At 66.1% G+C, this 12,301-nt stretch carries 13 protein-coding genes; 5 read left to right on the forward strand and 8 right to left on the reverse strand.

Features of this window, described 5'->3' with window-relative positions; translation table 11 throughout:
• The first annotated feature begins 125 nt into the window (after window positions 1-125).
• The 3 genes from NFV80_RS05850 (at window position 126) to NFV80_RS05860 (ending at window position 4,810) form a co-directional block, all read left to right on the forward strand.
• Window positions 126-2,234 (forward strand): ATP-dependent helicase, encoded by a 2,109-nt coding sequence (locus NFV80_RS05850; RefSeq protein ID WP_295327455.1) that lies wholly within the window; start codon window positions 126-128, stop codon window positions 2,232-2,234.
• A gap of 137 nt (window positions 2,235-2,371) precedes the next feature.
• The gene (locus NFV80_RS05855; RefSeq protein ID WP_295327453.1) at window positions 2,372-3,295 is read left to right on the forward strand and encodes an alpha/beta hydrolase; all 924 of its coding nucleotides are present in this window, start codon (window positions 2,372-2,374) and stop codon (window positions 3,293-3,295) included.
• A 69-nt stretch (window positions 3,296-3,364) separates the two neighbouring features.
• On the forward strand, window positions 3,365-4,810 hold the full coding sequence (locus tag NFV80_RS05860) for a 3'-5' exonuclease family protein (RefSeq protein WP_295327451.1): 1,446 nt from the start codon (window positions 3,365-3,367) through the stop codon (window positions 4,808-4,810).
• Here the strand turns inward: NFV80_RS05860 and NFV80_RS05865 are convergent.
• From NFV80_RS05865 to mltG, 6 genes are read right to left on the reverse strand one after another with little or no spacing between them, the layout of a single operon-like run.
• Complete coding sequence (locus tag NFV80_RS05865) at window positions 4,802-5,458, reverse strand: ankyrin repeat domain-containing protein (protein ID WP_295327449.1); 657 nt, start codon at window positions 5,456-5,458, stop codon at window positions 4,802-4,804. The two genes, NFV80_RS05860 and NFV80_RS05865, sit on opposite strands and share 9 nt — an antisense overlap.
• Window positions 5,455-6,237 carry a TatD family hydrolase gene (locus NFV80_RS05870; protein WP_295327447.1) on the reverse strand — a complete coding sequence of 261 codons (783 nt, stop codon included), beginning with the start codon at window positions 6,235-6,237 and terminating at the stop codon, window positions 5,455-5,457. The genes NFV80_RS05865 and NFV80_RS05870 overlap by 4 nt, the downstream gene beginning before the upstream one ends.
• 10 nt (window positions 6,238-6,247) lie before the next feature.
• Entirely contained in the window at window positions 6,248-6,628 is a 381-nt protein-coding gene (locus tag NFV80_RS05875) for a PilZ domain-containing protein (protein ID WP_295327445.1), read from the reverse strand.
• Between the two features lie 4 nt (window positions 6,629-6,632).
• Window positions 6,633-7,673 carry a DNA polymerase III subunit delta' gene (gene holB, locus NFV80_RS05880; RefSeq protein ID WP_295327490.1) on the reverse strand — a complete coding sequence of 347 codons (1,041 nt, stop codon included), beginning with the start codon at window positions 7,671-7,673 and terminating at the stop codon, window positions 6,633-6,635.
• Entirely contained in the window at window positions 7,670-8,305 is a 636-nt protein-coding gene (gene tmk, locus NFV80_RS05885) for a dTMP kinase (RefSeq protein ID WP_295327444.1), read from the reverse strand. The genes holB and tmk overlap by 4 nt, the downstream gene beginning before the upstream one ends.
• Complete coding sequence (mltG, locus tag NFV80_RS05890) at window positions 8,302-9,303, reverse strand: endolytic transglycosylase MltG (protein ID WP_295327441.1); 1,002 nt, start codon at window positions 9,301-9,303, stop codon at window positions 8,302-8,304. Before mltG ends, tmk begins: the two co-directional genes overlap by 4 nt.
• 210 nt (window positions 9,304-9,513) lie before the next feature.
• Between mltG and NFV80_RS05895 the strand changes: the two genes are divergently transcribed.
• Together NFV80_RS05895 and NFV80_RS05900 are read left to right on the forward strand one after the other, a co-directional pair.
• On the forward strand, window positions 9,514-10,536 hold the full coding sequence (locus NFV80_RS05895) for a folate-binding protein (protein ID WP_295327440.1): 1,023 nt from the start codon (window positions 9,514-9,516) through the stop codon (window positions 10,534-10,536).
• A 12-nt stretch (window positions 10,537-10,548) separates the two neighbouring features.
• On the forward strand, window positions 10,549-11,331 hold the full coding sequence (locus NFV80_RS05900) for an NRDE family protein (protein WP_295327438.1): 783 nt from the start codon (window positions 10,549-10,551) through the stop codon (window positions 11,329-11,331).
• Here the strand turns inward: NFV80_RS05900 and NFV80_RS05905 are convergent.
• The gene (locus NFV80_RS05905; protein WP_296758106.1) at window positions 11,301-11,783 is read right to left on the reverse strand and encodes a L,D-transpeptidase; all 483 of its coding nucleotides are present in this window, start codon (window positions 11,781-11,783) and stop codon (window positions 11,301-11,303) included. The two genes, NFV80_RS05900 and NFV80_RS05905, sit on opposite strands and share 31 nt — an antisense overlap.
• Window positions 11,784-11,785: 2 nt before the next feature.
• Window positions 11,786-12,241 carry a tRNA adenosine(34) deaminase TadA gene (gene tadA / locus NFV80_RS05910; protein ID WP_296758109.1) on the reverse strand — a complete coding sequence of 152 codons (456 nt, stop codon included), beginning with the start codon at window positions 12,239-12,241 and terminating at the stop codon, window positions 11,786-11,788.
• Window positions 12,242-12,301: the final 60 nt, after the last annotated feature.

The following is a 12,301-nucleotide window of genomic DNA, read 5'->3' on the forward strand; positions in this document are numbered from 1 at the left end:
GCAGCGAGCCGTCCACCTCCCGCGAGATCGTCGGAGCAGTCTCTTCACTCCCGGTCGCTGCGCTATACTGTCGATAAACCCAGTAGTGAAAGGATTCCCCGGATGCACGGTGAGCGGGCAGCAGCGTGAACGACCTTGCGGACAAGTGCCGCTTCGCCGCCGTCGACCCGCTCGCGCAACTCAACGACGCGCAGCGCGCGGCTGCCACCTTCGGCATCCTGCCGGGTGGCACCGGCGACGGGTACGGACACCGGCCGCTGCTGGTGATCGCCGGCGCCGGATCGGGCAAGACCAGCACGCTGGCACACCGGGTCGCACAACTCGTCGCCGGCGGTACCGACCCCCACCGTATCCTGCTGCTCACCTTCTCGCGGCGTGCGGCGAGCGAAATGAGCCGCCGTGTCGAGAGCATCCTGGCGCGGCAGAACGCAGCGCGCGCCGTCGCCGGAACACGGTCGCTGGCCTGGGCGGGAACTTTTCACGGCATCGGCGCGCGTCTGCTGCGCGAGTACGCCGGCCGCATCGGCCTCGATCCGGCGTTTACGATCCATGACCGGCAGGATTCGGGCGACCTGATGAATCTCGCCCGCCACGCTCTCGGCTTCTCGTCGAAGGGCAAACGCTTCCCGCTGAAGGGCACCTGCCTTGCCATTTACTCGGCGGTGCTCAACACCCAGGCGCTGCTCGGCGAAGTGCTGCAATCGGGCTTTCCCTGGTGCGCCGAATGGGAAAGCGATCTGCGGCGCCTTTTCCTGGCCTATGTGGAAGCCAAGCAGGCACAGCAGGTGCTCGATTACGACGATCTCCTGCTGTACTGGGCGCAGATGGTCGGCGAACCGGAACTTGCTCGCGAGATCGGCGAGCGCTTTGCGCAGGTACTGGTTGACGAGTACCAGGACACCAACCGCCTGCAGGCCGCCATCCTGCTGGCGATGAAGCCGGACGGCCGCGGCCTGACCGTGGTCGGCGACGACGCTCAGTCGATCTATGCCTTCCGCGGCGCCACCGTCCGCAACATTCTCGACTTTCCCGGTCATTTCGATCCACCCGCGCAGGTGGTGACGCTCGATCGCAACTACCGCTCGACGCAGCCGATCCTGACCGCCGCCAACGGCGTGATCGCCGGCGCCCGCGAGCGCTTCACGAAGGATCTCTGGAGCGACCGCACGTCGGCCGAAAAGCCGAAGCTCGTCTCGCTGCGCGACGATGCCGATCAGGCCCTCTACGTCGTCGAACAGACGCTCGCCAGACGCGAGGCTGGCATCCGACTGAAGGCGCAGGCAATCCTCTTCCGTGCGGCACAGCACAGCGCCCGGCTCGAAATCGAGTTGACGCGTCGCAACATTCCATTCGTCAAGTTCGGCGGACTCAAGTTTCTTGAAGCGGCGCACGTCAAGGACGTGCTCGCCATCCTGCGTTGGGCGCAGAATCCGCGCGACCGTCTCGCCGGCTTCCGCGCCATGCAGTTGATCGCCGGCATCGGCCCGAAGACCGCCGATCGCATACTGGCGAACGTGACTACCGCCAATCCGGGGGGCACACTGCTCGGCGAGCAGCCGGTACCGGAAAGCGCCCACGCCGCGTGGATCGAGTTTGCCGCGCTGATCGATGGCAGCGTTCGCGTCGCGGCACGCTGGCCGGCGGCCTTCGACCGGATCTGCAAGTGGTACCAGGCGCAGATCGACCGCCTGCATGACGGCGCCGAAGCCCGTCAGGCCGACATCGAGCAACTCGCGCGCATCGCTGCCACCTATCCCAGTGCCGAGCGTTTCCTCACCGAGCTGACGCTGGACCCGCCCGACGCGACCAGCGATCAGGCCGGGCCACCCCTGCTCGACGAGGACTACCTGATCCTGTCAACGATCCATTCGGCCAAGGGACAGGAGTGGACTGCCGTAAGCGTGCTCAATGCGATCGACGGCTGCATTCCTTCCGACCTGGCAACCGGTTCGGCCGCGGAAATCGACGAGGAGCGCCGCCTGCTCTATGTCGCCATGACGCGCGCCCGAACGCACCTCGAACTGCTGCTGCCGCAGCGCTTCTACGTTAGCCAGCAGGCGACGTACGGCGACCGCCACGTATACGCCAGCCGCACGCGTTTCATCGGCAATTCTCTGCTGCCGCATTTCGAACAGACTTGCTGGCCCCGATCCGCCGACCCGCCAGCGGCCCACCCCAATGGCCGACAGCAGGCGCTCGATCTCGCGGCGCGAATGCGGGCGATGTGGAAGTGAATCGCGCGCTTCGCGCTTGCCGGCGAATCGCGATCCGTTCGCGGCACTCTGCACCTTTCTTCGCATCGGGGTGCGTTCGGTGGTAGATTCCGGGGTGGCCGGCAACCGCTGCCGGCTTCCCTTTTCGACCTGGTACCATGCCACAAATCACTGCCAACCATCTGCAATTCGAATACGAATCGTTCGGTGCCGAATCCGGTTCGGCCATCCTGCTGATCATGGGACTCGGCGCCCAGTTGGGACGCTGGAACATCGAACTCTGCGAAGCGCTGGTCCGGCGCGGCTATCGTGTGGTCCGCTTCGACAACCGCGACTGCGGCCTGTCGAGCAAGATCGACGCGGCCGGCGTCCCCGACCTCGGCCGCGCCTTGCGGATCGGCGTACCTCTCCAGGATCCTCCCTACACCCTGGAGGACATGGCCACCGACTGCGTCTGCCTGCTGACCGCGCTGGGCATCGAACGGGCACACATCGTCGGCGCCTCGATGGGCGGCGCGATCGCGCAACTGGTCGCCGCGCTGTATCCGCAACGCACCTTGTCGCTGACCAGCATCATGTCCACCAGCAGCCACCCCGACCTGCCACCGCCCACGCCCGCGGCAGCGCACGCGCTGATGGCACCCTTGCCGGCAACGCGCGACAGGGAAAGCCTGATCGAAGATGCGATGAAGCGGCAACTGGCCGTTGCGAGTCCCGAATACCCGAGCTGCCCGCAACGCATGCGCGCACAGCTGGTCGAGGAGCATGAGCGCGGCTATTATCCGCGTGGCGTCGCACGACAACTGGCCGCCTTTCTCGCCAGCGGTGATCGACGGGCGCTGCTGGCGACGATCCAGGCGCCGACGCTGGTCCTGCACGGCGCCGAAGACCCGCTGATCCCGGTCGCCTGTGGTCATGACGTGGCCGCACACATCCCCGGAGCAAGAATGCGGGTGATCGAAGGAATGGCTCACGATTTCCCCCTCGCGTTGACCGAGGTGTTTGTGGATGCGATCGATGGCGTGGCAAGGAAGGCGGGCAATCGTCCCGAAACCCGGCCAGCCGACACGATTTGCCAGTGATCGCCGCGCGCCCGGCGGTCCGACGCCTGCGGGCGACGGCGCCATCCCGCGAAGGGCGATAGCGTCGGAATGAATGCGACATCCGCGCCCGAACCGCTGACTTTCGTCGACCTGGAAACCAGCGGGGCCAATTTCGCCAATGACCGGATCATCGAAATCGGCCTGGTCGAGGTCGACGAGAGCGGCGTACGGGAATGGAGCACGCTGGTCAATCCGGAAACGCCGCTGTCTTCTTTCATCACCGGGCTGACCGGAATCGACGACTCGATGCTCTGCAGCGCGCCCACTTTCCGGCAGTTGGCCTCTGCTCTGCTCGACCGCCTGCGCGGACGCCTGTTCATCGCGCACAACGCACGCTTCGACTACGGCTTCCTGAAAAGCGAGTTTGCGCGCATCGGTGTCGATTTCCGCATGCCCAGTCTGTGCACGGTCAAGCTCTCACGCAAGCTGTTTCCCGAGCATCATCGGCACAACCTCGACAGTCTGGTGGTGCGGCATGGGCTCAGCGTCGCCGGCGGTCGTCACCGGGCGCTGGCCGACGCGCGCATTCTCTGGGAGTTGTGGCAGTGCTGGCATCGGCAACTGCCGACGGCGACGATTCGCAGCGCGCTGGCAACGATCGCCGGTCGCCCCGAACTGCCGCCGCAGATCGACGCCGCGTCGCTCGGCGAGCTGCCCGAAGCGGCCGGCGCCTACGCGTTTTTCGGCGACCAGGGCCGCCTGCTGCTGTGCCGGCGAAGCAGCAACCTTCGCCAGCAGGTGCTCGCCCACTTCCGGCCCGAGCAGCGCGACACGCCGCTCTGGCGCGATACCCGCCGCATCGACTGGCGGGTGGCGGCGGGCGAACTGGGCGCCCGCCTGCGCGAAATCGAACTGGCCCGGTCGTTGTCCGCCGCCGGCCGCGAGCCGCCGGGCGAGAGGCGGGGACGAGGACACCGTGGCGCTGGCGAAGAACTCTGTGCTTGGCACGTGCCGTACGCTGCGGCGGGCGAGTTTCGGCCCCAGCTGGTGTTCGCCGCGGATCACGACTTCGCTTCATCCGACGATTTGTTCGGCCTCTACGCCAGCCGTCGAGAGGCGCTGCGCAGTCTGCGCACGTTGGCCGACGCGCACCGCCTCTGTCCCCGGCAGCTCGGGCTGGAAGAGGGGCCCAGGGAAGGAGCCTGCGCTGCCTACCGCCAGAAGAACTGCCGTGGTGTCTGCATCGGCAAGGAAACTCCCGCACTGCACGGCGCCCGCCTGTTGAGCGCGCTCGCCAAGTTCCGGCTCAAGATCTGGCCATACCGCGGGCCGGTGGTGCTGGTCGAGCGCGACGAGTTCGGCATGCGCGAAGATCTGCACCTGATCGACCGCTGGCGCCTCGTCGGCACCGTCGGCAGTGAGGAGGAACTGCACGCCGTTCTCGCCGATGGTCCGAGCACCGGCCCTTTCGACCCCGACGTATACCGAATCCTCAGCCGGTTTCTGCAGGCCGGCAGGCTGCCGCTGCGCCAGCTTTCACCCTGCTCAGGGTAAGCGCTGGACTGCCGCCGGATCGCCCGGGTGTCCCCCGGCCTGGCGCAGCAGGTCGGCGATGTCGGTGTTTTCGGTCTTCAACGCCCAGTCGATGGCGGTCGCACCGCGGTCATTGGCAAGGTTGGGGTCCGCCTCGTTGCGCAGCAGGATTTCCACTACATCGATGTGCCCGAAGCGTGCCGCGAACAACAGCGCCGTCGATCCGTTCTGGGTTGTCGCGTTGACGTCGGCACCCTTCCTGAGCAGGTAGTCGACCACCTCCGCATGACCGTTGAACGCGGCGTAGATCAGCGGTGGCCAGCCGTAGAGGTTGACATCGGCGCCGGCTTCCACGAGACGCTTGACGAACGGCAGCTTGCCCTTGTAAGCGGCCAGACTCAGTGCCGTCTCGCCATTCCGGTTGCGCGTGTTGAGGCGCGCGCGGCGCTTCAGCAGATAGTCGACAAACGGCATGTTTTCACGGCGGACGGCCTGCATCAACAGGGTGTTGCCTTGCGGATCGACCGAGTTGACGTCCATGCCGCGATTGATGAGCTGGATCGCCCAGGCGGTATCGCCGGCAATCAGTGCCTCTTCCATGTCCTCGTAGGCGCCGGCCGCGGCAAGGGTGGGTAGGAGCAGGGCAAAGAGCAGGGCAGGAATCTTCATTGGACGACTTTCGAACGGGCGAAAGGAAAAAGACGGAAGAAATTGGCCGTGGTTGCTTCGACGACCGCCTCATAGCCGATGCCGCGCAGGCGAGCGATCTCCTCCGCGACATGCTTCACATAGCTTGGCTGGTTGATCTTTCCCCGGTATGGCACCGGCGCGAGGTAGGGCGAATCGGTTTCCACCAGGAGCCGGTCAAGCGGCACGCGCTGCGCGACCTCGCGTACGATCGGCGCATTCGGGAAAGTGACGATGCCGGACAACGAAATGTAGAACCCCAGTTCGAGCGCTGCTTCGGCGATCGGCCAGCTCTCGGTGAAGCAGTGCATCACGCCGCCGGCCTCCTCGGCGTGCTCCTCGCGCAGCACGCGCAGCGTATCGACCGCCGCATCGCGGGTGTGCACCACCAGCGGCATTCCGGCTTCGCGGGCGGCGCGAATGTGCGTGCGAAACCGCTCCCGTTGCCACTCCGGCGCATCCTTGTGCCAGTAGTAATCCAGGCCGGTCTCGCCGATCGCGATGATGCGAGGATGGCGGGCAAGTTTGACGAGTTCGCCGACGGTCGGTTCGCGCACCCCGGTCGTCTCGGGATGGACGCCGACCGACGCCAGGATCGTCGGCCAGGTCTCGGCCAGCGCCAGCACCCGCGGCAGGTCTTCCAGCGTGACGCCGATGCACACCGCGCAACCGACGCCATTGTCCTGCATCGATTGAATCGCCTGCTCGATGTGGGCGGAAAGCTTCGGGAAATCGAGATGGCAATGCGAATCGACCAGCATCCCCGCCCCGTCAGACCGTGTGCGTCGGGCGACCCGAGTGCATGACGCCACCGAGCAGCGCCTCGATGCGTTTGCGCGCCTCGCCGCCGCCCTCGTCGTTCTTGAAGTGTACGCCGATCCCCTGCACCTTGTTGTTGTGTGCGCCGACCGGAGTAATCCAGACGACGGTGCCGGCAATCGGGATTTTCGCCGGATCGTCCATCAGTGACAACAGCATGAAGACCTCGTCGCCCATGGCATAGTTGCGCGTGGTCGGAATGAAGATCCCGCCGTTGCGCAAGAGCGGCATGTACGCCGCGTACAGCGCCGACTTCGAATTGATGTTCAGCGACAATACGCTCGGGCGCGGAGCAGCGTGAGCGGTTGGCTTGATGGTGTCGGCTTCTGCCATATCCTCAGGAGGTTCGGAACAGCCTTGCGTAACTCATGAAAAAATCTTCGAGAAACAGGCGAGCATTCAGGGGTTGCTCGCACTGAACCTTGTATTGTATCGCCTTTCTGTGGAATGCCAAGAGCTTGCGGGTATCGGTCGCTTGCGCCAGGCCCTGCAGCTGCGCCGCCTGCGCCAGGAAATAGCGCGGCGGCAGTCCTGCGCTGGCGAGTGCGAGATCGCACAGCCACTTCTGTCCCCAGTCGAGCGCACGCTTGAGCGGTGCCGGACGCTTGTCGGCCTTGACCACCTTGTCGAGATTCGCGGCCGCCGCCAGCGGGTCGAGGCGGTCGCCGCGCGACACCTCGGCCAGTAGCGCATCGAGCAGCATACGCTCGCCGCTGCCGCTGAGTTCCTGCGCCAGGAGCGGCGAACCACCAGCCAGCGCCAGCCAGCTTTCGGCATCACCGACGCCGGCAGCAGCCAGCCATTGGCCCGCGACCTGCCCGGTCGGACAGCGTACGGCCACCACCTGGCAGCGGCTGCGAATCGTCGGCAACAAACGGTGTGGCTCACTGGAAATCAGCAGGAAGAGAGTGGATGCAATCGGTTCTTCGAGGGACTTGAGCAGTGCATTCGCGGTCGATCGATTCATCGCCTCGGCCGGGTTCAGCAACACCACGCGCGCACCGTGGCGATGCGTGCCGACATGCAGAAAATCGTCGATCGCCCGCAGTTGATCGATCGTGATCTGCTGGCTCGCTTTCTTCCTGCCCCCCTCCTCGCCCTCGCCGGACTCGCCGACGTCGCCGACCACCAGCGCGTCCGGCTGCAACAGCCGCAGATCCGGATGATTGTCCTGCGCCAGCCAACCGCACGCCAGGCAATTGCCGCACGCTTCGCCATTCGCGCCAACGCTCTCGCACAGCAGCGAGCCGGCGAACGCACGCGCCAGTGCGAATTTCCCGATCCCTCGTTGACCGACAATCAGCAGCGCGTGCGGCAATCGCTCCCGCCGCGCCTGCAGTTGCTCCCAGATCGCAGCATGCAGGCCGATCACGTTCACGAACAGCAACTCGCAATCTTCTGCCGAACCAGATCCAGGACCACACCCGGCGCCTGATCGGCGTCGATCACCTGGATTCGTTGCGGCGCTGCAGCCGCGCGTTCGAGATAGGCCTGGCGCACGCGCTCGTGAAAATCGGCCCGCTCCCGCTCGAACCGGTCGAGGTCGCGCGCCTGGGCAGCGATGCGCCGGCCAGCGACTGCCGACGGCAAGTCGAACAGCAGGGTCAGATCGGGTTGCAGGTGGGAATGCACCCACTGTTCGAGTTGCGCGAACTTCGCCGCGGCAAGGCCGCGCCCGCCGCACTGGTAAGCGTAGGTGGCGTCGCTGAAGCGATCGCAGATCACCCAGTCACCGCGCCCGAGCGCCGGCTCGATGACCCGATCGAGATGTTCTCGGCGCGCGGCAAACATCAGCAAGGCTTCGGTTTCCCGGTGCATCCCCTGCTGCAGGAGCAACTCGCGCAGCTTCTCGCCGAGCGTCGTCCCCCCCGGTTCGCGCGTGCTGACCACCCGCCGACCCTGCTCACGCAGGAAGGCAGCAGTCGCTTCGATATGGCTGCTCTTGCCGGCGCCGTCGATGCCTTCGAAAGTGATGAAGCGGCCACGTCGCCTGCACTGCTCCTGACTCAAGGTCTGCCGCTCCTCTGGTAGCGTGTCACCGCCTGGTTGTGCTCGGCCAGCGTCTGCGAAAAATGGCTGCTGCCGTCGCCACGGGCGACGAAATACAGCGCCGCCGACGGCGCCGGATGCATTGCCGCCCGCAGCGAAGCCAGCCCGGGCATGGCGATCGGAGTTGGTGGCAAGCCGCGCCGCGTGTAGGTATTGTAGGGCGTGTCGCGCAGCAGGTCGCGTTTGTGCAGGGTGCCGTCGAAGCCGTCGGCAAGTCCGTAGATCACCGTCGGATCGGTCTGCAGCAGCATTCCCTGGCGTAACCGGTTGACGAACACTGCCGCCACCAGCGAGCGATCCTGTTCGCGGCCGGTCTCCTTCTCGACAATCGAAGCCAGGATCAGCGCCTGGTAAGAGTCGGCATATGGCAGTTCGGCCGCCCGGTTCTGCCACTCGCGATCCACATGCCGCTGCATCGCGCGATGGGCGCGCGCGAGCAGTGCGATGTCGCTGCTGCGCTTGGCAAAGAAATAGGTATCCGGAAAGAATTCCCCCTCTGCAGACGTTTCCGGCTCACCCAGCAGACGCATGATCTCCGCGTCCGCCAGACCGGTGGTCTCGTGGCGAAGCTCAGGATGGGCGTCGAGGCGTTCGCGCATCTGGCGGAAGGTCCACCCCTCGATGAACGCCAGTTCGCCCTGCGTGAAATCGCCACGCGTCAGTTTCCGCAGCAATTGCAGCGGCGTGACACCCCGCACCACCTCGTAGCTGCCCGCCTTGATCGACGCCTCGACGCCGAGCAGCCGGGCGAGCAGAAGCAGTGCCCACGGGTCGAGTTCGACACCCGCCGCCACCATTGCTCGCGTCGCGGCGCGCAGGCTGGTGCCAGGGTCGATGGTGAATTCGACCTGCTCCTGCTGCAGGCCGAGTGGCGTCAGTACCAGAGAGGCGACCAGCGCGATCCCCAGCAGGAGGGTCAACGCGGCAGGAATCAACGACCGGCGGAGGAAATTGCGCATCAATCCGGCACAGCCGGGAGGCTGCTGGGTGGGAACGAAGGAAGGCGACTGGCACTATAATAGCCGAAAGACGCTCGCCTCGATCGAACCTCGGGTCGCCCGGACACAGTCGACTGCTTCGCTCCCCGGGCGGTTGGCGATGGCGCAGAGGAAATGCGTGTATCGTCACCGCAGGTTGGACCACAACTTCAGGATGGAAACGACGCAAGGATGAACTCGATCTGGCAGGAAATTCTCGGCCCAAGCAGCGCACGCTTCCGCAACGGATTGCTCGCCGATTTCGGCGATGCGGCCGCCGAACTTGCGGCAGCACGCACGGCGACCATCGTCGCGCCGCTCACCCATCTCGGCGTGATCGAGGTTACCGGACCGGACGCGGCGGCTTTCCTGCACAACCAGCTGACCAGCGACGTCAAGCACCTGGCCGGCGACGCGGCGCAGTATTCGGCGTGGTGCTCGGCGAAAGGCCGCATGCTGGCAAGCTTCCTGATCTTCCGCATGGGTCCGGCGTACCAGTTGCAGCTTTCGGCCGATCTGCTGCCGACGATCGACAAGCGCCTGCGAATGTTCGTGCTGCGCAGCAAGGTGCAAATCACCGACGTTTCCGCCGCCTGCGCCCTCATCGGCCTGGCCGGTCCCGAGATGGATGCCGTCCTGCACGGCGCCGGCCTGCCCGTTCCGACAACTCCCCGGCAAACGGCGGCGTTTGCCGCGGGAACGGTGATTCGCCTCGATGCCGGCCGTTGCCAGATTGCCGTCCAGCGCGAGGCCGCAGCAGCCTTGTGGCAGAAGCTGCAGGCGGGCGCACGACCGGTCGGCACCTGTGCCTGGCAATGGCTCGACATTTGTGCCGGTATTCCGCTGATCAGCGAGCGCACCAGCGAGGAGTTCGTGCCGCAAATGGCCAGCTTCGAGCAACTCGACGCGGTCAGTTTCCGCAAGGGCTGCTATCCGGGCCAGGAAGTCGTCGCCCGCACCCAGTATCTCGGCAAGGTCAAGCGCCACCTCTATCGGGCGCACGCCACGACGATCATGGCCGCCGGCGACGCGATCTATTCGCCGACCAACCCCCAGCAACCGTGCGGCATGGTCACCAACGCCGCACCGGCGCCGGACGGTGGCTACGATGCCCTGGTGATCGTGCAGGAAACGTTTTTCGGTGCCGCCGATCTTGCGCTCGCCTCGCCGGCCGGCGCCCGTGTCGAACTCCAGGCACTGAACAGCCGGGACTGACCCAGGCCGGCGATGTGTCTGATCCTGGTCGCCTGGCAGGCACACGACGACTATCCGCTGGTGGTTGCCGCCAACCGCGACGAATTCTTCGCGCGGCCGGCAGCGCCGGCGGCCTTCTGGCGCGACGCCCCACAGGTGCTCGCCGGCCGCGATCTTGAAGCCGGTGGCACCTGGCTGGGAGTCAGCCGGGAGCGGCGCTTCGCGGCACTGACCAACTATCGTGAGGGTGGTAGACAACTCCCCGATGCCCGTTCGCGCGGCGCCCTGGTCGCCGAATTTGTGCGCGGCAGGACACACCCGGCAGCGTACCTGGCGCAGGTGGCGGCCACCGCAGCCGACTACAACGGCTTCAACCTCTTCGTCGGCGACGGCGAACGCCTCGCCTACTACACCAACCGTGGCGACGGCCGGCCACGCTGGCTGACACCGGGCATCTACGGTCTGTCGAACCATCTGCTCGATACGCCCTGGCCAAAGCTGGCCAGCGCCAAGGCGGCGTTTGCCGAAGCCTTGGCGGGGCTGCCGGCGAGTTCTCCGTTCTTCGAGCTGCTGGCCGATCAGGAAATCGTCCCCGATTCCCACCTGCCGGAAACCGGTGTGCCGCTCGCCTGGGAACGGATTCTCTCGGCGGTTTTCGTGCGCTCGGAAAGCTACGGCACGCGGGCTTCGACGCTGCTGACGATGCGCCGCGACGGGCAGACGTCGCTGCTCGAACGCAGCTTCGACAGCGATGCACGGCTAGTCGGCCAGGTCGGCGAGACCTTTCAGTCCTCGCTGATCTCGACCGGCGTGTAGGGCGGCACCAGGTCGAACAGTTCGACGATCTCGGCGTTGTGCATGCGGATGCAGCCGATCGAGCCCGGGCGACCCATCGGCGTCGTGTCCGGGCTGCCGTGGATGTACACGTAGCGACGCATGGTATCGACTTCGCCGAGGCGGTTGCGACCGGGCTCGCAACCGGACAGCCAGAGGATCCGGGTGAGGATCCAGTCGCGTTTGGGAAAACGTTCGGCAAGTTCGCGGCCGTAGACCTCGCCGGTCGGCCGCCGTGCCACGAACACCGTGTTCGCCGCCGCTCCGGCGCCGATCTTGGCGCGGATCAGATGCTTGCCGCGCGGCGTACAAAAGCTGCCGACCGTCTCCCCCGCTCCCTTTGCCGCCGTGGACACCGGATACGCGCGCAGCACCTCGCCGGCATCGTCGACCAGGGTCAGCGATTGCCGCGCGATCGAAATGTGGATGCGCACCTTCACTCCCGGCCGCGCCGTGCGGCAAAGAAGCCGGACAGCAACCGCCCGCACTCGTCGGCCAGAACCCCGCCAATTACCTCGGTATGATGATTCAGACGTTCGACGGCGAAGAGATCGACAACGCTGCCATGCACCCCCGTCTTCGGATCGCGAGCGCCGTAGATCAGACGCGCGATCCGGGCCTGCAACACGGCACCGGCACACATCGCGCATGGTTCCAGCGTCACGAACAGCTCGCAGCCCGGCAGGCGGTAATTGCGCAGATTGCGCGCGGCGTCACGCAGCGCGGCAATCTCGGCGTGCGCGGTCGGGTCGTGTTCGCCGATCGGCGAATTGAAGCCCCTGCCGACAATCGCTCCCTCACGCACCACCAGCGCCCCCACCGGCACCTCGCCCAGGCATTCGGCCGCCCGCGCCAGGGAAAGCGCCTCACGCATGTAGTATTCATCGTCCATCGTTGCCATTCTACCGCAGCCCGGCGACGGGCTGCCGGGGACCTCGCCGCCGAGCGGCTG

This window comes from Accumulibacter sp. (genome assembly GCF_023806565.1).
In the GTDB taxonomy this organism is placed as follows: Bacteria; Pseudomonadota; Gammaproteobacteria; order Burkholderiales; family Rhodocyclaceae; genus Accumulibacter.

Bases quoted from the DNA above. Each gene is read 5' to 3' on its own strand.
- NFV80_RS05900 (WP_295327438.1), top strand. From the start codon at position 10,549: ATGTGTCTGATCCTGGTCGCCTGGCAGGCACACGACGACTATCCGCTG.
- NFV80_RS05895 (WP_295327440.1), top strand. From the start codon at position 9,514: ATGAACTCGATCTGGCAGGAAATTCTCGGCCCAAGCAGCGCACGCTTC.
- NFV80_RS05870 (WP_295327447.1), bottom strand. From the start codon at position 6,237: ATGCTGGTCGATTCGCATTGCCATCTCGATTTCCCGAAGCTTTCCGCC.
- NFV80_RS05855 (WP_295327453.1), top strand. From the start codon at position 2,372: ATGCCACAAATCACTGCCAACCATCTGCAATTCGAATACGAATCGTTC.
- mltG (WP_295327441.1), bottom strand. From the start codon at position 9,303: ATGCGCAATTTCCTCCGCCGGTCGTTGATTCCTGCCGCGTTGACCCTC.
- NFV80_RS05875 (WP_295327445.1), bottom strand. From the start codon at position 6,628: ATGGCAGAAGCCGACACCATCAAGCCAACCGCTCACGCTGCTCCGCGC.
- tadA (WP_296758109.1), bottom strand. From the start codon at position 12,241: ATGGACGATGAATACTACATGCGTGAGGCGCTTTCCCTGGCGCGGGCG.
- NFV80_RS05860 (WP_295327451.1), top strand. From the start codon at position 3,365: ATGAATGCGACATCCGCGCCCGAACCGCTGACTTTCGTCGACCTGGAA.
- NFV80_RS05865 (WP_295327449.1), bottom strand. From the start codon at position 5,458: ATGAAGATTCCTGCCCTGCTCTTTGCCCTGCTCCTACCCACCCTTGCC.